This window comes from Methanomethylovorans sp., assembly GCF_041447285.1.
GTDB lineage: Archaea > Halobacteriota > Methanosarcinia > Methanosarcinales > Methanosarcinaceae > Methanomethylovorans.
Map to the genome: position 1 here is coordinate 50290 of NZ_JBGMEB010000019.1, position 23015 is coordinate 73304.

16 protein-coding genes are annotated in these 23015 nt (G+C 39.1%); 8 read left to right on the forward strand and 8 right to left on the reverse strand.

Annotation, left to right across the window (positions count from 1 at the left end):
• Nucleotides 1-9: 9 nt before the first annotated feature.
• Together ACC612_RS11620 and mch are read right to left on the reverse strand one after the other, a co-directional pair.
• Entirely contained in the window at nucleotides 10-489 is a 480-nt protein-coding gene (locus ACC612_RS11620; protein ID WP_371854710.1) for a DUF2124 family protein, read from the reverse strand.
• 54 nt (nucleotides 490-543) lie between these two features.
• On the reverse strand, nucleotides 544-1506 hold the full coding sequence (mch, locus tag ACC612_RS11625) for a methenyltetrahydromethanopterin cyclohydrolase (protein ID WP_371854711.1): 963 nt from the start codon (nucleotides 1504-1506) through the stop codon (nucleotides 544-546).
• A gap of 233 nt (nucleotides 1507-1739) precedes the next feature.
• Here mch and ACC612_RS11630 point away from each other — a divergent pair, with 233 nt between their 5' ends.
• From ACC612_RS11630 to ACC612_RS11645, 4 genes are all read left to right on the forward strand, one after another.
• Nucleotides 1740-4145, forward strand: a complete 2406-nt coding sequence (locus ACC612_RS11630) for a PAS domain S-box protein (protein WP_371854712.1) — start codon at nucleotides 1740-1742, stop codon at nucleotides 4143-4145.
• Between the two features lie 168 nt (nucleotides 4146-4313).
• Nucleotides 4314-4523, forward strand: coding sequence for an MM0924 family protein (locus ACC612_RS11635; protein WP_371854713.1), 210 nt, complete (start codon nucleotides 4314-4316; stop codon nucleotides 4521-4523).
• 125 nt (nucleotides 4524-4648) lie between these two features.
• Nucleotides 4649-7441: a PAS domain S-box protein gene (locus ACC612_RS11640; RefSeq protein ID WP_371854714.1), complete on the forward strand. Its 2793-nt coding sequence runs from the start codon at nucleotides 4649-4651 to the stop codon at nucleotides 7439-7441.
• A gap of 163 nt (nucleotides 7442-7604) precedes the next feature.
• Entirely contained in the window at nucleotides 7605-7847 is a 243-nt protein-coding gene (locus ACC612_RS11645) for a hypothetical protein (RefSeq protein WP_371854715.1), read from the forward strand.
• Nucleotides 7848-8114: 267 nt separating this feature from the next.
• On the opposite strand, the gene ACC612_RS11650 is transcribed toward ACC612_RS11645, so the two are convergent.
• The 3 genes from ACC612_RS11650 to ACC612_RS11660 all read right to left on the reverse strand — a co-directional run bounded on the left by ACC612_RS11650 (nucleotide 8115) and on the right by ACC612_RS11660 (nucleotide 10446).
• Entirely contained in the window at nucleotides 8115-8777 is a 663-nt protein-coding gene (locus tag ACC612_RS11650) for a nitroreductase family protein (RefSeq protein ID WP_371854716.1), read from the reverse strand.
• A gap of 86 nt (nucleotides 8778-8863) precedes the next feature.
• Nucleotides 8864-9523 carry an HAD family hydrolase gene (locus tag ACC612_RS11655; protein WP_371854717.1) on the reverse strand — a complete coding sequence of 220 codons (660 nt, stop codon included), beginning with the start codon at nucleotides 9521-9523 and terminating at the stop codon, nucleotides 8864-8866.
• Entirely contained in the window at nucleotides 9502-10446 is a 945-nt protein-coding gene (locus tag ACC612_RS11660; RefSeq protein ID WP_371854718.1) for a phosphotransferase, read from the reverse strand. The genes ACC612_RS11655 and ACC612_RS11660 overlap by 22 nt, the downstream gene beginning before the upstream one ends.
• Nucleotides 10447-10630: 184 nt before the next feature.
• On the opposite strand from ACC612_RS11660, the gene fen reads away from it, so the two are divergent.
• A complete protein-coding gene (fen, locus tag ACC612_RS11665) occupies nucleotides 10631-11656 on the forward strand; it encodes a flap endonuclease-1 (protein ID WP_371854719.1) in 1026 nt (341 codons plus the stop codon).
• A gap of 46 nt (nucleotides 11657-11702) precedes the next feature.
• Here fen and ACC612_RS11670 read toward each other — a convergent pair whose 3' ends face one another.
• Entirely contained in the window at nucleotides 11703-11966 is a 264-nt protein-coding gene (locus tag ACC612_RS11670; protein WP_371854721.1) for a hypothetical protein, read from the reverse strand.
• Between the two features lie 436 nt (nucleotides 11967-12402).
• Between ACC612_RS11670 and ACC612_RS11675 the strand changes: the two genes are divergently transcribed.
• The 3 genes from ACC612_RS11675 to ACC612_RS11685 all read left to right on the forward strand — a co-directional run bounded on the left by ACC612_RS11675 (nucleotide 12403) and on the right by ACC612_RS11685 (nucleotide 16215).
• The gene (locus ACC612_RS11675; RefSeq protein ID WP_371854722.1) at nucleotides 12403-12873 is read left to right on the forward strand and encodes a MarR family winged helix-turn-helix transcriptional regulator; all 471 of its coding nucleotides are present in this window, start codon (nucleotides 12403-12405) and stop codon (nucleotides 12871-12873) included.
• 17 nt (nucleotides 12874-12890) lie between these two features.
• Nucleotides 12891-14084 (forward strand): MFS transporter, encoded by a 1194-nt coding sequence (locus tag ACC612_RS11680; RefSeq protein ID WP_371854723.1) that lies wholly within the window; start codon nucleotides 12891-12893, stop codon nucleotides 14082-14084.
• Between the two features lie 406 nt (nucleotides 14085-14490).
• Nucleotides 14491-16215, forward strand: a complete 1725-nt coding sequence (locus ACC612_RS11685; RefSeq protein WP_371854724.1) for a thiamine pyrophosphate-binding protein — start codon at nucleotides 14491-14493, stop codon at nucleotides 16213-16215.
• Nucleotides 16216-16422: 207 nt separating this feature from the next.
• Here the strand turns inward: ACC612_RS11685 and ACC612_RS11690 are convergent, their stop codons facing one another.
• Both ACC612_RS11690 and ACC612_RS11695 read right to left on the reverse strand, forming a co-directional pair.
• Nucleotides 16423-20478, reverse strand: coding sequence for a disaggregatase related repeat-containing protein (locus ACC612_RS11690; RefSeq protein WP_371854725.1), 4056 nt, complete (start codon nucleotides 20476-20478; stop codon nucleotides 16423-16425).
• Between the two features lie 1588 nt (nucleotides 20479-22066).
• Nucleotides 22067-22999, reverse strand: coding sequence for a cache domain-containing protein (locus tag ACC612_RS11695; RefSeq protein WP_371854726.1), 933 nt, complete (start codon nucleotides 22997-22999; stop codon nucleotides 22067-22069).
• Nucleotides 23000-23015: the final 16 nt, after the last annotated feature.

Sequence of the window (23015 nt, forward strand, 5' to 3'; positions counted from 1 at the left end):
ACACAAAAGTTACTGTTCATATGCCTTGAGATGATTCTCGAGATCGGAATCGATGATGTAATCAAAATCGATGATATTGGTCCACCCTTCCCTTTCAAATACGGACTGGAAGCATACACCTATTACAAGTTTTTTTTGTGAGCTTGAAGGCAAATTGTTCAGAAAAGCCTTTACTTCATTTGGAGTGGAACCGATCTTTGGCATGGCAAGCCCCCCGAGAAGGACAACAGTATCGGCTTCAGGAATTACACTTTCACCAAGCTGCATACCTTGTGGTACGGCAAGTATAGATCTTGCACTTCCAGAATCAGTGTTAGATATAAAGATCAATTTTTTATCGCTTCCGCGCAGCCCATAAGCAAGAAGTTCTGCAAATGGGGTGCAAAAGCCCGGAGAACCAATAAAAGCTATGCTTTTTGATTCTTTGACCACTTCCTTGAAAGCAACAAGCTGACCACCTATACCTTTTGATGTGCTTATTAGATTCATGTTTTTCTCCGTAGTTGGTGCAACCAAACAAGGCTGCACCGTAAACTGAAGAGATCAGACTTCCTTAATTCCAAAGGAATCAAGCAGAATTCCCGGATTAATACGACCGCTTGTAAATGATTTCTTGGTCTTTTTATCATTTATTGTGATTTTTGCAGGAGCGAACATGCCTGCATCGACCTTGAAAAAGTCAAACCCTGCTTCCTTGAATGTGACATAGAAAGGTTTGCCGAAGTCTCTTGATGTTGTGGAAGGCGCCTTCTTTACGAACTCAGCCAGCTTCTCAGCATCACCATATTCTACAGTGTAATATGTTTCTCCACAGTAAATGATACAATCATTCGTTGAGCCCATGCATTTTGTATCGTCACCCACAATAGGTGCAATGGGAGCTACTCCAAAACCACTCTTAATGGTGTTAATATCGAATCCGATGGATTCTAATTTGTGGATACCGGTTTCCACGATCCTTGCAGAGATCTGCACACTACCTGCAATAGAAGAAGTAGGTGCAACAGCAATGTAGACATTCTGAGCATCAACATTGCAATGTTTTGCTATGTATTCCACTACCTCTTCAGTAGGCAGGGCAGAGGATTCCATAACCAGGACTGCAAATTCAGAATCGTCTTTGTAGCCTATTTCTTCATAAAGCTCTTTTGGTTTGAGGCCAAGAGCCCTTGCAGGACCTGATCCCATACCAAAATACTTGCCTACTGATATTCTCCATCCTGCATACTGTGAACCCATACATGCTATGACAGGATGGTCTGTGGCTACTTGTATAGCAGGTACCGGAAGCCCATTGAGATCGAATTTAGTGTAACTGATGTCTGCAAGATCAGCAAGACAAAGACGGGAAAGGTACATGCCTGCATCATAACCACCTTGCACTTCCACACCGCAGTCAATTACAGTTGCCCCATTACCAAGCTCGAAAGACTGGATATTAAGTTCTTCTTCCCAGTCGAGCATTTCATCAATTATATCTAATCCCTTTTCGTTTACACTGATCACAATATCACTCTGAATACATTCGTTAGACGTGTTTTGATTGAAAAGCATATATAACTAGCGATTTGGAGAACAATGATCAGATCACTATATAAAAGATCACTATATAAGTAAATATAAGTAAATGGAAAGTTGAGTAATAACTTATATATAAATAAAGATCTGATTCTATTTTAATAATAGATCATTAAAAATCTAAGAATATTATTATGACTAATAATAGCTGCAAAAACTACTTGGTAGATCAGATCAGAGAAAACGAAAATATTTACAAGGGGATTATGGATGAGCTGCCTCTTGGAATAATCTCATGCAAAAGTGACGGGACCATCATTTCAGTAAACAGTTTCCTTGTAAAACTGCTTGGATCCCCTTCAGTGGATGCTACGAAACAAATAAACGTTCTGACATCTCCTTCTCTGATGAAAGCAGGTATATCAGCAGCTTTTCAGGAAGCCATCACAAATAAAAAATCCCTGTTCTTCGAAACGCTTTATAATTCAAAATGGGGGAAAGATCTTTTCTTATTTATTCGACTGATCCCATACCAGGACAAAGACGGAAATGCAGCAGGCTGCCATGCCATCGTTGAGGACATTACTGCACGTAAGCAAAACAAAGAAGAACTTGAGAATGAAGACAAGAAGAACAAACTTATCTCAAACATTTCCAGCAGTTTCATAAACAGTGGTTTTAAAAATATCGATGAGGAGATATGCAAAGCTCTGGAGAAACTAGCTCAATTCATTGGTGCTGAACGTGTGGTAATATTTGCCCTGGCAGAAGAAGGAGAATTTGTAGTAAAAACCCATGAATGGCATGCTGAAGGCATAGTATCACACATTAAGATCAATGAGAAGATCCCTGCCTTCAAGCTGGTATCAAAACAACTTGAGAACTTAAAAGTAGTTAGTATAATCGATGTGCAACAAATGCCTGATGAAAACACTAAACTACGTGATACCCTCAAAGAAATCGGCATTTTATCAGTGGCTATGGTTCCTTTGTTATACAAAGGAACATTAAAAGGATTCATAGGCATTGATTCTAAAAAAGAAAAAATAGAATGTAACGAGAGCACCATATCTTTACTGAAACTCATCGGTGAAATGATCACCAACATACTTGAAAGAAAAAACGCAGAACAAATAATATCGAATATGAGAGAAGATTACGAAAAGGTACTCAACTCCATAGATACCGTTGTATGGAAGGCTGATGTTGACAGCCAGGGAAATTTCGTAAATACATATATATCGCCTTCAGTGGACAGAATGATAGGTGCACCGCAGGGATTTATTGGAAATAACTGGTATAAATATTTAGACCGTATCCACACCGATGATAAACCCAAGGTTGCTAATGCTTTTCAACAGGGCTTTAGCAATCCTGGTATGACAATTAATCTTGACTACAGGTTTATAGCAGACGATGGAAATTTGATTTGGCTGAATTCCACTGGTGTATCCTATGCCTTAGACACAGGAGCATTGCAAATTTTTGGTACTACTGCCAATATAACAGATCGCAAACGTGCAGAAGAGAACCTTGTAAAGAATGAGAAAAAATACAGATCCCTTTTTGAACAATCGAATGATGCTATATTTCTCACCAAGTTTGATGGAAAAATTCTGGATATGAACGCAAGGGCTTGTGAAATGCTGGGGTACACCAAAGAACAAATGGAAAAATTATCTATGTTTGATTTCTTAGACCCTGTTGAAAGAGAGAAAAGTGATAAAGGTCTGGTAAAGCTCAGAATCGATGGATTTGTTAATGGTGAAACTAAATATATCACTGCAAAAGGTGTGGAAAGGATCGTAGAAATAAACGCTACAGTTCTTGAAGGCTACAATGATATTGTTCAGGCTGTAATAAGAGATATCACTGATCGCAAGCTGGCAGAAGAAAATATGCTGCAGGCCAAGATCACAGCTGAGACTGCAAGTCGCACCAAGAGCGAATTCCTTGCCAACATGAGCCATGAACTGCGCACACCCCTGAATTCCATAATAGGTTTTTCCGATGCTTTGATTGATGGGTATTTCGGTGAACTTAATGACAAACAACTCCGGTATATTCAAAATGTTTCAAATAGCGGCAGACACTTGCTCAATCTGATAAACGATATACTTGATATTTCCAAAGTGGAAGCAGGAAAAATGAAACTTTTCCCTGAATGTATCGAGATAGATTCTATACTTGAAGAAATGATATCTTTAGTGCAGCCTATAGCAGCCGATAAGCAAATTGTCCTAAATATCAATAAAGATCCACAACTGCAAACACTGTTAGCTGACAAGGCTAAGATCAAACAGATTCTGTACAATCTCTTAGGAAATGCTATAAAATTCACACATAACAGCGGATCGGTTAGCATTCATGCAGACATTAATGAGAGTATGGCCAGATTTTCAATTATTGACACAGGAATAGGTATTGCACCTGAGGATATTAAAAAACTGTTCCGACCCTTTACACAACTGGATGCTTCTGTATCAAAAAGGTATGACGGCACAGGTCTTGGACTTGCGCTTGTTAAAGAACTAGTAGAGTTACATGGAGGGCGTATTTGTGTGGAAAGCGAAGTTGGAAAAGGGAGCAACTTTACATTCGAATTACCTTTATGCTGCACAAAATAACCTTCATAAAAGGATCTTTTTCAATCCTCTGAATGCAAACTTACATTCGCTACTTATTCATAACATAATGTGATATGTGAGTTATAGAATATTTTTTTAAAATAGATGCCAATAAAACTGATTTGATTGAAAAGTTTTATATCAAATCGATTTTATAGAATTATGTATATGCCCATCATAGAACAGTGGGAGATACAAATGATGGAGAATTTTATTGTACAATATTTCCTTGACCAAAAAGTGACAATATATTGTGGAGGTATTGCCACTTTTAAAGGTAAGGTCAAGCAATGCGAGAATGGTATTGTTCAGCTTGAAATCATTCCAGGAAGATATACATCAATATCCATTGATAAAATCATTACAATAACAGCATAAGCTGTGAATTGGCGCACAGGAAAAATCACAAAAGAGTATTTTTCCCCATTTTATTGTATAATTTAAATTCTCTCGTGGAGTCGAATAAATATGAGCATTTAGTTATTTAAAAAGTAAAAAATAGTATGATCCCTCTAAAATATAAACGGTTTATATCTGAAGAACAGGTAGAAGAAGAAAATGAAAATGATCTCATCGATGAATTACCTATAGGCGTCCTTTCATTTGATACTAGAGGAAATATCACTGCAGTAAACAAATTTCTTCTTGAGCTTCTGGGCTCTCCTTCAGCTGAAGATACAAAACAGACAAATCTGCTAGAATTTCCGCCTCTGGTTGAATCAGGCATATCTGCTAGTATTCAGGAATCTATTTCAACTGGCAAGATTTCAGTAATAGAAACAAGTTATCATTCGAAATGGGGTAAAGAGCTTTTTTTGCGTTTTAAAACTGTACCTCGCATGGACAAAGAAGGAAATGTCATCGGTTGCCATGCAATAATTGAAGACGCTACAATCATAAAACAAACCCGTAGCGAACTGGAACAAAAGAAAAAGCAAGAAGATCTTTATTCGCATATTTCCAGCCAATTTATAAACAGCAGTTTTAAAGATATTGACACTGAGATCAATAAAGCCCTTGAGAAAACAGCTATATTTACTGGTGCTGAGCGTGCTACTGTTTTTTTAACAACTGATGATCCTAATTATGTGATCAAAACCCATGAATGGCACGCCGAAGGTATTATATCACAGATTAGCTTCAACCAAAAATTCCCAGTGCCAAGCATAATTGAAAAATTAACAGATTTGCAAGCAATTTGTGTAGTAGATACTCAACAACTGAGTAATGAAGAACGGATACTTAAAGAAAAACTTCGAGAATTGGGTATCTTGTCACTGATACTGGTTCCTATAGCCTTTAAAGGAAAATTCAGCGGATACATAGCGATGGATTGCAAGACGCAAAAAAAGGAATGGGATCAAAACGCCTTCTATTTATTGAAACTTGTGGGTGAGATGATAACCAGTGTTCTTGAACGCAAACAAACCGAAACTCTGCTGCTTAAAAAAGAAGAAGACTATGAAGAAGTTGTAAATTCAATAGACACTATCGTCTGGAAAGCTGATGTTAATGAGCATGGAAAGTACATCAATACTTATATTTCCTCAGCTGTCGACAAAATGCTGGGATTATCTCAAGGAACCATAGGAAACAGTTGGGATAAGTACTTTTCCTATGTCCATCACGACGATATTCAAAATGTCTTTGATGCGCTAAAACTCGCTTATAATAATCCGGAGAACAATGTCAATCTGGACTACCGCCTGGTAAAAGATGACGGAAATATAGTATGGGTAAATTCCATTGCAATAGCTCATCTTCAACAGGACGGAACCGTCAAGATTTTCGGTACTACTACTAATATTACCTGGCGAAAACATGCAGAAGTGGAACTCATCAGAAGTGAAAGAAAATACAGATCACTTGTTGAACAATCAACTGATGCCATTTTTTTAAATAAGCTCGATGGTCAGATCCTTGACGTTAACGAGAAAGCCTGTAAAATGCTGGGATATACCAGAGAGCAATTCAGAAATATGTCAGTTGTTGACCTTCTGACTCCGGAACTAAGGACTCAAGGAACTCAAGTACTGGATATCTTAGGGAATTCAGACACAATACATGGTGAAACACAGTACCTCACAGCAAATGGCAATATTATAAATGTGGAAATAAATGCTACAATTCTTGCAGGGTATAATGATGTTGCTCAAGCTGTAGTAAGAGATATCACTGAGCGTAAACAGGCTGAGGAAAAATTAGCCAGGAACGAGAATAAATACCGTTCCCTTTTTGAACAGTCCAATGATGCCATATTTATACACGGGCTTTATGGCCAGATTCTGGATGTAAATGACAGAGCCTGCGAGATGCTGGGCTATACAAAAGAAGAATTAAAGAGAATGGAAGTTTCTGATCTGCTACCTCCTGACCAGAGGAATATAGCTGTAGAAGCCTTATTAAAAACCAGAGATAACGGATCTATTCGCATTGAAGCAGAATTTCAAAAAGCTAATGGGGATCGAATGGTGGCAGATGTGAGTGGTTCAATTCTGGATGCATATCCTGATACTATTCAGGCTATTGTAAGAGATGTTACTGACCGCAAACGGATGGAAGAGTATTTACTTCAGGCAAAGACCATTGCTGAGGCTGCAAACCGTACCAAAAGCGAATTCCTTGCCAACATGAGCCATGAACTGCGTACACCGCTCAATTCTATAATTGGTTTTTCTGATGCCATGCTTGAAGGGCATTTTGGGGATCTTACACCTAAACAGGACCACTATCTTCAACACATATCAAACAGCGGTAAACATCTTCTGGGCCTTATCAACGAGATACTGGACATAGCAAAAGTAGAAGCAGGTAAGATGCAACTTTCCCTGGAAACGATCTATATTGAGCCATTTATGGCAGAAATGATAGCCACAATGCAGCCCCTTGCAAAAAAGAAGCAAATAACTGTGACTATACAAAAAGAGGAGGATATGAATATTTTAGTGGCTGATGAGGTGAAACTAAAACAGATCATTTACAACTTGCTTGGAAACGCTATCAAATTCACACCTGATGGTGGAAAAATCAATGTTCATGTAAGTATGGCCGGAAAAATGATACGCGTCTCTATTATTGATACTGGCATAGGAATATCTTTGGAAGAACAGAAGAAACTATTCAAACCATTCACGCAACTGGATTCTACTTATAGTCGACAATATCAGGGTACAGGTCTTGGACTTGCCCTGGTCAAGGAACTGGTTGAATTACACGGTGGCAGAGTATGGATGGAGAGTGAAGTTGGAAAAGGTAGCAATTTCACCTTTGAGCTGCCTTCAACCAGAGATATTTAATTCATAGGTCTTTTTTGCTATTTACGAGTTATAGTTATATCCATTAGTTATACCAATTGACTGTAAACCATAATTATAAATAGTAGAAGATAGTACATAGGAATCCGTCTAAATCCAAAAATCGCCTCTAACTTTAAGAGCCTCAAAAAGGGAGAGAAACAAAATGAAAGATACATGGGAAAAAGTCTTCGAATATGCATCAGTGCCCCTGCATGGAACGATGTCAAGAAAATTACGACCAGGAGTACAATTACAGATCAATGAAGGCAAAATATTCGAGGGTGCCGTACTTTTTTTAGGTGAGTTCGTCCGTTTCACAGAAGAAAAAGACAACGAGAGGATAAACACATATTACGATTGGGAAAAAATAGAATCTATCCGCACATACAGTAAAAAAGAGGATTGAATTTTACGATTGACTATTGAGTGGAACTACCTCCCATGAGAAGATTGTCGCCTTTCTCCGGGCGACGATCTATCTCAAATCAATTCTAATGTGATTTACAACATATCTTTAAGTTTTTGCCAGATCATTTCCATGTAATTCTGGCTAAACTCCTTCCTGGAATACCGTGTGGCTCATACTTAGGATAACCAAACATCATTGCATACTGCACAGTATGGCCTTTGGGAAGCCCAAGTTCATCCATAAGGGGTTTGCAGGATGTTGCGGCTAGTTTGAGGAAACCTGCCCAACAAGTCCAAAGGCTGGGGCAGCAAGCTCTAACCATGAAAGAGCAATAATACTGTCAGTATAAGCCATTGAGTTATCTGCTAAAGCATGCGCTATTGCCACATGTGGAGCTCCACGGCAAATAGGATCTGTTCCATTGTCATAAGCAGCTATGAGTCCCTGCATGACAGGTTTCATTGGGTTATCGCCATCTAAAGAAACAACTTCACGCATCCAGTCGATAGTAAGCTTTGTAAGTTTCTGAACTTGTTTTGGATCGTGGACTATGAGCCAGTGCACAGGCTGATTGTTCACGCCTGATGGAGCAAAACGTACAATATCAAGCATTTTCTCGATCGTGGCCCTGTCTACCACTTTACTTTTATAATTGCGTATAGAGCGGCGTTTTCTCATGTACAGACCGAGCTGTTCAGGAGATATATCGGGCCTTAAAGAATCATCAAAAAGAGAGTGTTCAGTGTTGAACATAGGAGAAATTGCACCTGTGGGACAAAATGCTTCACAATTACCACATTTTGCACACATATATCCCATCTTATCAGGTATATAAGGTGTGCCCTTACCACTGCTGGAAATTACTCCCAAAGGGCATATTTGAATACATATGCCGCAGTTGGTGCACAATTCTTGATCAAATGACATTACATTCATGAAAAACAAACCTCAAATTAACTGAGCTACGTATTTGATAAAGATTTGCTTACATAGAGATTTTTAGCTCTTTGTCCTTAATCGAGTAGTGATGACCAGGCATCATAGACATGCATGGCTTCCATGCCCATTTCCCGGGGCGTGATGACATCATTTTCCACGGTATCACCGATGGAAAGCACTTCATCCGGCTTAAGTTTCAGGCGATCGAGTGCTATTTTGAAGATACGAGGATCAGGCTTTTTATACCTTACATCAGAAGAAAAGATCACATGGTCAAAATGCTCATATAGACCCAGAAAACGCAATTCCTTTTCAGAAAAAACACGTTGACCATTGGAAACTAAACATTTTGGAATGTCCTTATATCTTAGGAGTATCTTCAGACTTTCCTCAAAGGGGCGCATTCTGCGTAGTGATGCAGAACGGAACACCTTTGAAGTTTCAATGCCCAGATAAGTCGTATCACTTTTCCATATTGCGTTTTCATTACAGATCTCTGCAAATATCTCTTCCACCCTTACCTCAGGATACTGTTCTTTAGAAACTGCCATCCTGTCTGCTATCTTAGAATGGTATTCTGATTTCAATACCTCCGGATCTATCTTCACACCTTTATACTGCAACCACTTACTCACAGTATCATATGTGTAAAAATCATCTTCATCTGTCTGGATATCTATTAGTGTACCATATAAGTCAAAAATCATACCTTTTATCCCAGAGCTTTCAAACATTCAGCTGCCTCCTTAATCAGATACTCGTGATGTTGATTGTGCCTGTGAAGCCTTGCAGACCTCAAAAAACCCAAACTCATGAAGAAAGGAAGAATCTTTGTAGTTTTAAAAAAGTCACTTTCATTTTTGCTGTAATGCCAGAGGAAGTGTCCGATATAAGGTTCTGCAAGATTACCTGAACCTTTGCGTAATTCGAAATGGTTTTTAAGTTCAGAACACATTATACCCAGATCTCTTGCATAGTGTGCATTATGCCAGGAACTTTCAAGATCAAGGATATATGGAATACCGTTATGGAACATATAGTTCGATGGTGTTGCATCCCGGTGGATCATACATCCTTGCGCCTGGTCCAAAAGGGAACTGTACCACCATCTCCCAAGAAGCTCATTGAACTGATTTCTTAGAGAATCATTGAGTTTTAACTGGTCAAGCACACTATGGAAATTCGCAAAATCTCTTGTCTTGTCGTAATAATCATGGCGGGTATGCTTATGCAGTCTGTGTAAAGTATGAGCTATTGCTGTCAGTTTGTCGTATATGTCCTTATCATGGGACAGATACCAGGAAAAAGACTTACCTGAAATGTATTCTGTCACAAGAGCACAGTTGAAATCCTGATGTATCGCTATAGGTACTGGCACATTTACAATTGACTGAACTTCCCGCAGGTTATTGTATTCCTTAACCATTGCCTCGTATGCGTTATATCTCTTCAATTTCCCAGTCGGTTCTGCAAAGAACTTTGCAATAACACTGTAGTGTTCGCCTTTGAACTGGTACCTGCATACAGTGTGTGAAGATGGTTTGTACTTGAAAACCTCCACACTGCAGGATTTATTCTTTATCCTGTCTCCAAGTATGTATACAAGCCAATCCCTGAAAACGTCACCCGGACCTAATGTGCTTACATGATGATTCAAAAACGCGATCACCGCTCAATTATTGTAGAGAAGTAATACCTCTATACAGCTATTTCTTTCTATCTGTAACTATTTAGATATCAATAGATCCGTACTATATTAAAACATAGATGCATCTGCTATTGCTCATACAATAGCACTATAAACCAGAATGACCATTTGAAACAAAAATCAGAAGGTCATCATGGGTACGCAAATAGGTTCACTCCTCACGAAAAATCCGGTCACTTACGAAGAACTTTCAGGCAAAGTGATCGCTATCGATGCATATAATACCATTTATCAGTTCCTTAGTGCCATAAGGCAAAAAGATGGTTCACTGCTTACTGATACCTCAGGAAATCCTACGTCCCATCTTACAGGACTTCTCTCAAGGATAAGCAAAATGAGGGATGCGAATATTAAACCTTTTTTCATATTCGATGGCAAGCCACCACAAATGAAAATGGGAACGCTGGAAAAACGTAAGGAATGCAAAGAGATGGCAGCCCGCAATTATGAGATGGCAAAGCAAGAAGGTAACCTTGAAGATATGAAGAAATTCGCTCAGGGGACTTCCCGGATAACACCACAGATCCTTGAAGAATCAAAAAAACTCCTTGAGCTTATGGGTATTCCCTGCGTACAGGCTGAATCCGAAGCAGAGGCACAGGCAGCTTTTATGACCTCTTGCGGAGATGCTGACCTCGTGGGTTCACAGGATTATGATGTATTTCTTTTCGGAGCTGAAAATGTTGTCCGTAACCTGGGTAGCACCGGTAAAAGAAAAGTTCCTGGGAAATCTGCATATGTTTCAAAGAACCCAGAACATGTTTCCTTGACAGACTCTCTTAAGCAGCTGGATATCACCCGTGAACAACTTATTGACGTTGCCATCTGCATTGGCACAGATTTCAATGAGGGAATACAGCGTGTGGGTCCAAAGACTGCACTTAAACTCATTTCAAAGCATGGAGATATTAACACAATGCTTAGAGAAGAAAACAAGGATATAAGAGCCTGTGTTTCAGTGGAGGATATTAAGGATTTCTTCATGAATCCTCCGGTAACAAAAGATTATTCTCTTAAATGGAAAAAGCCAAAATCAGACGCATTGTATGATTTTTTGGTTGAAGAGCGTGGTTTCTCAGAAAAGCAGGTAATAAAAAATATTGATGTATTGGAAAATAGAGCTAGTTCTGAATGCCAATCCTGCCTGGGAAAATGGTAAAAGTCTTAAAATGTTTGGTTATGTGGTATTAACCACTTTACCAATTTCAAACAAGATGATAAGCTATCTTTACCGCATTTACTGCAAGGTAAGCAAGTACAGCTAGGAAAAGCACTACTATAATAAGAGCTAGGATAATTAGCATCAATACAAAAACAATAGCAACTGGCAACCATAATGGCGCAAATACCCACAGCCATTCTATTTCCAGGTATCCGAGAGCTTTAGCGATCACTAAAGCTATTGTTAGTAATCCTGTAAATCCGATGCTCTCTTTTCTAAAAACGTTTTGCACAACAACATGTGTCATAATATCACGCATCGTTTAAGTGTTTGATACCATACTCTGCTTCAAGGAGCAATGTATCGAATACATTTAATATACATGTATAGTATATTTTTGTGTATATAAGTAAGTACATTCCTTTAGTGGGAAAAAATTCATTTTGAATTTTATTGATTATATCAGTACCTGGCAAATCTTTTTTGCAAAAATATAATAGTAACCCATAAAGATACAACCTATTTCCATTAGGTCTCTAAAGCTAAACACTAATGTAAACTGCAATGTATCCATATCCTAATCACTTAACCTTAGAGATGTAGAATGGACACATAAAGATTAAGCTAAACTTTGGAAGTACTAGTTGCATCGACAACTATTTATCAGATTGATTGTTTGCATATGCAACTAATTTGGTTGCATATACAACTATATTGGCCAGGAAAAGTGGGGGATAATAGAAATGAATACAATTGAATTCAATGGAGACTCTCATGCTAATGAAATGTGTGGTAAGGAGTTCATTGGAAAGGCCATCTCATATCTCTACAGATATGAACAGATTTATATTGGGAAAAAAATTGAGCCGTATGGTATCGGAATCGGACAGTTTCCTTTTCTGATGAGACTGTATCGTGAGGATGGAATTAACCAGGAAAGTCTTTCTGACTATCTAAAAATCGATAAAGGCACTACTACAAGGGCGATACAGAAACTTGTTGATGAGGGTTATGTTTTCAGACTCAGGGATGAGAAGGACAGGAGATCATACAGAGTTTTCCTTACTGATAAAGGAAAAAATATAGAACCAAATCTGAAAAAAATAGCTTCAGAGTGGGAAGATATCCTCTTCTTTGGCTTTGATGACACTCAAAGAAGAAAGATTACGAACTCACTTGAAATTATGTTTGAAAATGTATTCAAAATAATGTGAAATTACGAGATCATATCATGCAATTTAAAAACATTCATCTTCTAATGCTTTGTATTACTGCATATTTTGCAATGGCGGGAGGAGCTCTTTTAGCACCAGTTTTGCCAGAAATGGTGGAACCATTGCAAACAACATCCCATGAGGTAGGGCTATTAATTTCAGCGTTCACTCTCTCAACGGCTATTTTTACACTGGTTATTGGGCATTTCATTGACCGTGTGGACCGTAAGAGAATACTTGTTCCCTGCCTTACCATTTACGGTCTACCAGGACTTGTAAGTTATTTCACCACTGATATGCAATTGATTCTTATTTTAAGGTTCATACAAGGAATCGGAGCAGCGGCCCTGCTGCCTTTGACCATGCTGATCATAGCGGATGTGTACAAAGGTCATGAAAGTTTGCATGCCATGAGCAGGGTTGGTATTGCTCTTGCCATTGGCTCGGTATCTGCTCCTCTAATAGGCGGAGGACTGGCAAGCTTGGGATGGAACTATCCATTCTTTTTCTATGCACTTTCACTTCCATTTGCTTTTGTTGTGCTTACCTCCCTTCCAGAGACAAGGGTTCAGAGAAGCAATGATGATCACAAGGGCATAATTAATGGGTTCAAAGCGCTCAAAGAATTGAGAGTAATATATACGATATTCCAGGGATTTGCGCTTTTCTTCCTACTCTATGCAGTGCTTGTCTACGTGCCATTTATGCTTGAGAATGTACTTGGCTATACTGCAAAAGAAGCAGGACTTATGTTGGCTCTACAAGGGATAGCTATCATTTTTACTACGTCCCGCATAAAGAATCTGGCCAGTAAATATTCAAAGACAATAATTATTGCTACTGGTTTTCTATTTGCTGGACTGGCAATATTATCCATCTCATTTGCACATTCAATTGTTGCAGTTATTCCTTTATTATTGCTATTCGGAGCAGGGTATGGACTTGCTCAAACCACAATCGATACACAGATTATTCATATCTCCCCCTTGGAATCAAAAGGTGGAGTTCTATCTATTCATAACTCCATGAAGTTCGTTGGTACTTGTCTTTCTCCCATAGTGCTTGGTATAATCCTGTCATATTTTGATCTTGACACGGTTTTTATGGCAGCAGGTTCCTTTGGGTTGCTTGTTGCTCTGATAACGTATTTACTGAAGAATATTTTTGAAAACTTAGGCGATGGACACTTAGAAGAATGGCAAGGTCATTAAGAAGCCATATATTCAAAGGTTAAAGGAACAACATAGAACTGGAATTGAAACCCCATGATAGTACGGGGTTAACCACCTCACCCCAACCCTGAGCTCAAGTACTTTAACTGGGAGGTAATTTTATTTAGAGTCAAAAATTACCCCATACCGAAATATAAAGTTCACTATTTAGTTAACATTAATATTGACACAAAACAGTTAAGTAAAATCCGTCCCATTTGGCAAGTGAGGAGATAGTATTACCGACTACGCAGTTACTCTATTCATTGCATCTGTAGTAGCGGTAGTAGTAGTAGTAGTATTCGCTTGAGCAAGAGACTTTTCTGGCTCAAGTGTACTGTTTTGGGATTGTTTACTTATTAGTGCATTCTGTGCCAGGCTGGTTTCTTTCTAAGGAGAGTTGAAAATGAAAGAAATGAATGGGGCAGAAGTGCTGGTCAAAAGTCTGGAGGACCTTGGGGTCAAATGCATCTTTGGTTATACAGGAGCAGCTATACTTCCTGTATTCCATGCGCTCCAGCAGAGTGATATTGAAATAGTCATAAATTCAAACGAGCAATCCTCTGCATTCAGTGCAGCAGGATATTCTAGATCCAGCAATAAGGTCGGTGTGGCAATTGTTACATCAGGACCTGCTATAACAAACACTCTTACAGCTGTTGCAGATGCTTATGGTGACAGCATTCCATTACTTGTTTTTGCAGGGCAGGTTCCTGAACATAAGATTGGAACCGACTCTTTCCAGCACATCAGTGTGACAAGTGTTTTTGGAGATGCTGCCAAGAAAGTCATCCAGTTATCAAATAGCGACGATGTTGAATCTATAGTTAAGGATGCCTATTACTTTGCAAAGTCCGGTAAACCCGGCCCTGTGGTCATAGATTTTCCTCTTGATAAACAGCTTAAAGTCCATGGTTATGAAGGCATTAATGTAAGAAGGTTCGAAGAAAGCTATCACGATGACAGACATCTCTGTGATGATCAGTGTGAAGAGTTCTTCCAGATATTGCTTCATTCTAAAAAGCCATTGCTTTACCTGGGAGGTGGCCTTAACTCACAGCAAGGGAGCAAGGCAATAACGGAGTTTAACAAGCATTTCAGGATACCTTCTGTTAATACGCTCATGGCAAAGGGTGTGGTTGACGAAAGGGAAGAACTGAATATAGGAATGCTGGGTATGTTTGGTACACCTTGTGCAAATATGCTCATCCAGGAAAATGACCTCTTCTTTGCCATTGGTGTCAGATGGGATGACAGGGTTGCTGAAAAAGTAGGATTTGCAATTTGTGCCGACATAGCATACATAGATATCAATCCAGAGAAAATGCATCAGATAAAGATAGAACGTGGTCCAAAGTTCACATTCATAGGGGATGCTCCCACAGCCATCAGGGACCTGCTGAACTATGCAAAGAAACATAATATCACTATTGATATCCATGAATGGCAGGATCATGCCCGACAACTTAAAAGATCATGGCCACTTGACTACAACAGGGAATCCACATATATTCAGTCTGCTGAGGTTATGGATGTGCTATCAGCTTATATCGATGAGCACACGAAGATAACCACAGGTGTTGGTAATCATCAGATGCTTGCAGCTCAATATTTGCCCATACGAAGAGAGAAGTCCTTCATGACTTCTGGTTCTTTTGGCACAATGGGCTTTTCCATGCCTACAGCAATTGGTGTTTATTTTGCAAATCCAGATTCAAAGATCATTGCCATCGATGGAGACGGTAGCCTGAGAATGAACCTGGGTGAATTACATACCATAGCATCCCTTGACCTGCCTATAAAAATACTCATGCTAAACAACAGGAGCGATGGCATGGTACAGAATCTGCAGGATGCAGCGTATGAAGGCGTTAGAACGGGGACACAAAGACAAAAGGATGTCAATTTTGCTGAGATAGCGCGTTCCTTTGGTTTTAACTATTCAAAAAGGATAAGAGACCGACAGGATCTCAGGCAAGGCATTGAGGATCTTCTGGCTGTGGAAGGGCCTTGCTTTCTCGAGGTTTGCACTGACAGTGAAGAGGTTCTTTATCCTAAGGTCCCGGCAGGGGGAGCTTATAAAGATATGATCTTCGGACCTTACATAAAACATGTAGCTGCAAGGTTATAAATCCTGCATTACTGAAGAATGGAGTTATATTATTGGATTCGTGGACCACCACGGCTGTATGTCGTTAAATGGAGAAAGACCAGCCAGTCAAAATCAGTGAAGCTTGGAGGAATTATACTAAAACCATCTTTTTTACTTTGATAAAAAGAGATCCATAAAAAGGAAAAAATGGAGCGAAAATAATTTTCGCTCACATCAGCCACAATCTTAACTTGTTATGGTTAACTTAGGTCTCTGTGAAGCAGACGACTCAGAGCTATAGAATGCAATATAGTTCCCACTCTCAGTCTTTGCCTTGAGGAAGAAACCGGTGTTCTCATGTTCACCGGTTACATATTCCTGCACAAGCTCTGTGACATCAAAGTCATAGTACTTGTTACCAGGTACTGTGCTGGCAGGGAATGTAAGAGAAGCATATGGTGTACTACCCTGAGCAACACCATTCTTGTCATACCAGTTTCCTCCTGCTGCTGTCCATGTAGAAGCCGAGGTTCTTGAGGTCCAGCTCACGTACTTTGCATCCCACTCAACTGGCCTGTAGACTTCAACTACAGTATCAGAAGTACGGGTAGTGGCTGAAGGGTAATACCAATACAGTGAGAGAGTTGCTTTGGTTATTGTATCCGTGGTGTCATAGGAACTTAGATCGAACATCAGCACATCCCTGCAAACGCTTGTACTCTTTCCAATGTCAAGATATGTAGAATCTGAAAGAACTGTTGTCGGCAAGGATTCACGCAATCTGTTGTCAGAGGTAGCTGAATGTTCAACAGTAACTATTGGCTTTGTGACAACGACCTTTAGTGTATCCGTGGATATCTGACCAAATACATCAGTGACAGTTAAGGTCACCGTGTAATTGCCTGCAGCGCTATAGGTTTTAATAACTGTTGTACCGGTTGCTTCAGAAGTTATGCCGTTTGAAGCATCAAAGTCCCATGAGTAAGAAACTATACCCCTATCATCACTGGAAGCACTGCCGTCAAAGCTGACAACTGAACCGGTAGTTACACTCTGATCAGCACCAGCTTCTGCAACCGGGGCTTCATCAGATGCTACATTTACAGCCAATTTAGGCTTCTGGGAAGCAGATGACTCATAACTGTAGAATGCGATGTAATTGCCACTTTCGGTCTTTGCCTTGAGGAAGAAACCGGTGTTCTCATGTTCACCGCTTACATATTCATGCACAAGCTCGGTGACATCAAAATCATAGTACTTATTGCCAGGTAATGTGCTTGCCGGGAAAGTAAGAGATGCATAAGGACTACTGCCCTGAGATACGCCGTTCTTATCATACCAGTTTCCTCCGGCTGTGTTCCAGAGAGTACCAGAAGCGCGATAGTTCCAGCTAACATATTCAGGATCCCACTCAACAGGCCTGTAAACTTCAACCACGGTGTTAGAACTGCGAGTAGCAGCTGAAGGGTAATACCAGTACAGGGAAAGCGTTGCTTTGGAGATCTTGTCTGTAGTGTTGTATTCGCTAAGATCAAACCACATGAGATCTCGGGAAGCACTTGTACTCTTTCCTATATCAATGTAAGAGGAATCTGAATAAACAGTATTAGGGGAAGTTTCACGTAGCCTGTTATCATAAACTGTCTGACCTGAAACAGTACTCACCGGACTACTGACAACTACATTCAATGTATCCGTTGATCTTTGGCCACTGGTATCAGTGACAGTTAGGGTCACTGTGTAATTGCCTGCGCTGGAATAGGTTGTACTAACCGTTACTCCTGTGGCTTCAGATGTTATGCCATTTGAAGCATCAAAGTCCCATGAGTAAGAAACTATGCCATTATCATCGCTGGAAGCATTGCCATCAAAACTGACAGCTGAACCAGTGGTTACAGTCTTATCAGAACCAGCTTGTGCAACCGGGACTTCATCAGATACTTCATCAGATGTTAGATTGATAGTTAACTTTGGTTTCTGGGCATCATTTGCTGATTCTGAGCTATAGAATGCAATGTAATTGCCGCTTTCAGTCTTTGCCTTGAGGAAGAAGCCAGTGTTGCCATATTCGCCACTTATGTATTCCTGTACAAGTTCTGTGACATCAAAATCATAGTATTTGTTGCCAGGCACTGTGCTTGCCGGGAATGTAAGAGTTGCATATGGGGTACTACCCTGAGAAACACCGCTTTTATCAAACCAGTCTCCTCCGGCTATGTTCCAGAGAGTACCTGAAGCACGGTAGTTCCAGCTGACATATTCAGGATCCCACTCAACAGGCCTATAAACTTCAACTACTGTGTCAGAAGTACGGGTAGTGGCTGAAGGGTAATACCAATATAGTGAGAGAGTTGCCTCGGATATTGTATCCGTTGTGTTGTACTCGCTAAGGTCAAACCACATGAGATCTCGGGAAGTACTTGTGCTCTTTCCTATGTCAATATAGGCAGAGTCTGAATAAACAGTAGCGGGATTTGTTTCACGTAGTCTGTTATCATAGACAGTTAATGAATCATCTATCTGGTTTGAAACTACATTATTGACAATTATTTTTAATGTATCTGTTGAGTTCTGTCCGCTCATATCAGTGACTGTGAGAGTTACAGTGTAAGTTCCTGCGATCGTATAAATGTTCGCGGCAGTCTTGCCCGTTGCTTCAGAAGTTATGCCGTTTGATGCATCAAAGTCCCATGAATATGAGGCTATTCCATTGTCATCAGTGGATGCACTCCCATCAAAATTAACGTCAGAACCTATAGTTACGTTTTGATCTGCACCAGCATTGGCAACAGGAACAGCATCTGTTGTTGAAGCTGATGAAACACTCTTAGATGCCTGTGCGGTATTACCATACCTGCCAATATTTATCACTCCACCATTTGGAGATGGTTCACTGCTATAGGATGAACCAGAATATCCTGCATCTATCAATGCACTGGATGTTGAATCTGTTACCCAGCTTCCACTAGAATAATGACCAACTGTACTTTTAAGATGGTAGTCACGAGATCCAGCATTTGAATTAGTTGAATCAACGCATAGCGGGTCAACATTTAGGTTTTTGCTCATTGTAAAGCCACTACCATAGGTTTGACCATTTTTGTTGTTGTAAATGTCATTGTTCTGGACTACAAATTTAGAATATGTTGGATTAGTGTTCCATATTCCCACACCTGATCCAGTGATGGAGGAAGCACCATCGCTGTTCATGATTATATTGTTCCTGACGTAAGTTGTGAATTGGGTTTGTTGCTGACGTCTTCCATCTCTCAGGAAATACTTTATGGCAGCATGCCCACCATCATCAAACACGTTGTTCTCAATGATAGTATTGTCGAAATCACCTAAAACGATAGCAGCGTTACTAAAACCAGTGTTAGTTGAATATTGACCGACTTTTGTAAAAGTATTGTGGTGAATATATACGTCCTTAGCATGGATTACATTATCCTGATAATTTGCAGATATCCAGATACCTGCACCATTAGTAGTATGTATTTTATTGTTGTAGATTTCAATGTCATCAAAAACGCAGCTTGAAGTTGAAGACGTACCTATTTGTATTGCTGGACCAGTAGAATCACTGGAAATAGAAGAGTAGATCAGATTGTCGTGAATCGTAGAATCTGTACAGCCATCTGAATATCGGCATCCGCTATTTGTTCTTGTCATGATGGTGTTATAGGCATGTTCGACATTGCTGCATCCCATAGCATAAAGTGCATCATGACCGAGTTTATAAACATCATTATATATGAATTTTATATTATACCCATTTCTTATTTTCAGCCCGTCGCCACATCCCCATTCAAGGCGCATATTTGAAACTTCTACATTATTAGCGCCATCAAAATAAATTAAATTGTAATACCCGGCACCGAGACTTACTCCCTGATTTGCACTGTTTCCATCTATTGTGAAACCTGTTACTGTGATATCATCATCAGTTCCAATATTTGCTATCAAAGGCACTCCTGAGGACCAGCCGGCATTTGAAACTAATTTGATCTCAGCTGAGGAGTCACCTGTGAGCACTGTATTTGCACCTATGTATAAAGTGCTGTCAATCCAGTAAGTATTTGGACCACGTAAAAATACAGTACCTCCTCCAAGACCATCAATATATGCTAATGCTTTGTTTATTTCAATATGGTCATTCGTCCCGTCGCATTTGTAATTGACAGTTCCACTCGTACTGCTAGTACCAACGTATACAATAGGACTACCCGTACTACATCCTGCAAGAGGAATTGTTATAAAAAACAAAATAAGAGATAAGCTAATTACGTTTTTCAGGATCATGGCTTTTCACCATTATCCCAAGCTATTTGGTCATAAATATAATAATTGTGGACATAATGCGCCCACCGCGTATATAAAAAAACTTAGATAATAATAGCACACAATATTCAGATCCAAATTGATGACAAGAGAAGTGAAACAATTGATTGATGAACAGATCATAAGCATACCAAGTTCCAAATAGAAAAACATAAATTAACGGGAATTTATGTCCAAAAAAATTCACCTATTCTGTCAGCAGCGTAGAATCCACTGATATTGTCAAGTCATGAAAACTGCAACTGCTAAAAAGATATTAATGAATTTTTCAAAGTAAGCAGGAGAATTGATCATAAAGTAAAGGATGGGGGCTAGCTATTATATTGGAACACATGGACATACATTTGCTAAAAGATGCAGAATCTGTGAAAAATTCATAAATCTATCCTTAACCTTTTATCAGTGCCCGAAACTGATATTTAGAAAACTACCAGAATTTGTTAAAAGCTTCAGTAAAATTCGCAGCACAAGAACTTCTTCTTATTTTGATTTATTGCAACCGGAAGATGACGGAGTTAAACCTTGTTGTGCATTATTAGACATTTGCTTTACCATATTCCACATTACCAGATTAAGTTGTCTTCTATCAAGTGCATTATGCTTTTTGAAACCATATTTTTGATTCACTTTATCCCTCCCGACAACACACATAAGTTAATTTGTTCCTCCTTTAGGGAGGCATCCACTGGATAGCAGGACGCCTCCTTTTTACCTCCATTGTATGTTTTTTCACACTTCGGAGGGGGGATAGCTGTGTTGGGTGGTACGCTTACCAGCATGTTCCTGGCAGCAAAACCCCATTTGGCATCTTATAATAAAAAGATACTTAGAGCTTAAAGAGAAAAATGGAGGGTATTTGAGGATTAAAAGCTTTAATATGAACTTTTATGCCACAAAATTCTTCAAATGACGTCCAGAGAAGAATTAGAGTCTCTTTAAAGCATTGGTATGCTTAAAAGAGCATATTTAGATATTATTCACCAACAAATCTAATTTTTGATCCAGGACATTTGAGAATGATTCAAATTATACTTTTGATGGATCTGAAAATAGATACAGGCAAAGACAAGGGACTGCATATATAAAGTATAATCAACAGATAGCTAAAAACATAAAGTAGAGGTTTATAAATGATTACCGTTTTTCTTGACAGCTTCACTACAATGATGCTGTATAAACTCATCCACTGAAGTGTTTTTTGAATTACTGTTTTTCTTTATATATGAGTCTCTGTCCATTAAGCCACCGTTTTTCCCTACTATTATTAGGTTAGTTCCTATTATGAGAGTGATACTATATAAAAATATTTATGATAATATATGAGAAAGTAAATAAAATACACTAGAGATTCAGTACAAAATAATCTGGAACGAGAACTGGATTATTAAATTGAATAGTTCCGTTCATTTTATGAACTTTAAACACATAATTTTCAAAGAATTACTTTAGAATTGATTTATTGGTTCTATAGAGGGAGCTCTAAATGATTATAGCTCAAACAGATAAAAAGAATGCATGCATAACGCATGTCAAAATAGAAATCTGTTACTTAGTCGAGAGTTTCTTCATTCTCCTGTGCCCATGCCGGCTGATCAATAGAAAGGAACTCAAGAGCTAGATCCCCGCTATTGACAATTTGCTGCTTAGCATTTGCAGGTACAAGAACCATTTGACCTTCACTCAGTTCAAATAGTACATCCTCGATATAAAAAATGCCTTTACCTGCAAGTACAAAATGAACTTCAGGATTCTTCATAGCATGATCACCGATAGAAGCACCTGGTCTGATTATCACATGAGCGATACTGTAATTCACACCCAAGTCTCTGTCGACCTTTGAGGGATGGAGGACATTCCCAAGTGACACTGAATTAAAGCGACTGAAATATTCAATATCCTCAAGGCTATTCGTATAAACATAGTCATCAACATAGAAGCTGGAAGTTACAATGTATGCCTGATCACCTATTGAGGTTCTTTTAACGAATGTGTACTTCAAAGCAGGAGCAGATTCATCTGGTTTTGGCCATTGATAGCTGACCCAGCCTTCACCCTCTTCGCTCATGGCAGTGTCTATGAAATATTCTCCAATGGGATTACCATCATAGTCCTTAAGGGCGGAAACATCCACACCTTCAATACTTGTATTCGGAGCATATACAACACGTTTACCTTCAAGCGTCCAGATACTTAGATAAGTGTCATTATGGAACCACTTGCTCCCATTCTCCCTGAACTTGTCAAATGCAAGTTCCCCTTTCTCACCCATCAACTCTACAGCGTCATTCACAAGGGACACTGTCATGTCTTTCTGAATAGCCATGTCTGACTGGCCGTATGATATATTAGTATTCTGTCCAGCAACTTGATCGATAGCATGAGATTTATTCATAGTCGTATTTTCAGACTGAACACAACCTGCAACGCTCAATAATAAGAATGTGACAAAAAGCACGTATACTATTTTTTTATAACTATTCATCTTTTAACACCAGAAA

Bases quoted from the DNA above. Each gene is read 5' to 3' on its own strand.
- ACC612_RS11670 (WP_371854721.1), bottom strand. From the start codon at position 11,966: ATGACACATGTTGTTGTGCAAAACGTTTTTAGAAAAGAGAGCATCGGA.
- ACC612_RS11690 (WP_371854725.1), bottom strand. From the start codon at position 20,478: ATGATCCTGAAAAACGTAATTAGCTTATCTCTTATTTTGTTTTTTATA.
- ACC612_RS11680 (WP_371854723.1), top strand. From the start codon at position 12,891: ATGCAATTTAAAAACATTCATCTTCTAATGCTTTGTATTACTGCATAT.
- ACC612_RS11655 (WP_371854717.1), bottom strand. From the start codon at position 9,523: ATGTTTGAAAGCTCTGGGATAAAAGGTATGATTTTTGACTTATATGGT.
- ACC612_RS11675 (WP_371854722.1), top strand. From the start codon at position 12,403: ATGAATACAATTGAATTCAATGGAGACTCTCATGCTAATGAAATGTGT.
- ACC612_RS11695 (WP_371854726.1), bottom strand. From the start codon at position 22,999: ATGAATAGTTATAAAAAAATAGTATACGTGCTTTTTGTCACATTCTTA.
- ACC612_RS11685 (WP_371854724.1), top strand. From the start codon at position 14,491: ATGAAAGAAATGAATGGGGCAGAAGTGCTGGTCAAAAGTCTGGAGGAC.
- ACC612_RS11635 (WP_371854713.1), top strand. From the start codon at position 4,314: ATGCCCATCATAGAACAGTGGGAGATACAAATGATGGAGAATTTTATT.
- ACC612_RS11620 (WP_371854710.1), bottom strand. From the start codon at position 489: ATGAATCTAATAAGCACATCAAAAGGTATAGGTGGTCAGCTTGTTGCT.
- fen (WP_371854719.1), top strand. From the start codon at position 10,631: ATGGGTACGCAAATAGGTTCACTCCTCACGAAAAATCCGGTCACTTAC.
- ACC612_RS11640 (WP_371854714.1), top strand. From the start codon at position 4,649: ATGATCCCTCTAAAATATAAACGGTTTATATCTGAAGAACAGGTAGAA.
- ACC612_RS11645 (WP_371854715.1), top strand. From the start codon at position 7,605: ATGAAAGATACATGGGAAAAAGTCTTCGAATATGCATCAGTGCCCCTG.
- ACC612_RS11650 (WP_371854716.1), bottom strand. From the start codon at position 8,777: ATGTCATTTGATCAAGAATTGTGCACCAACTGCGGCATATGTATTCAA.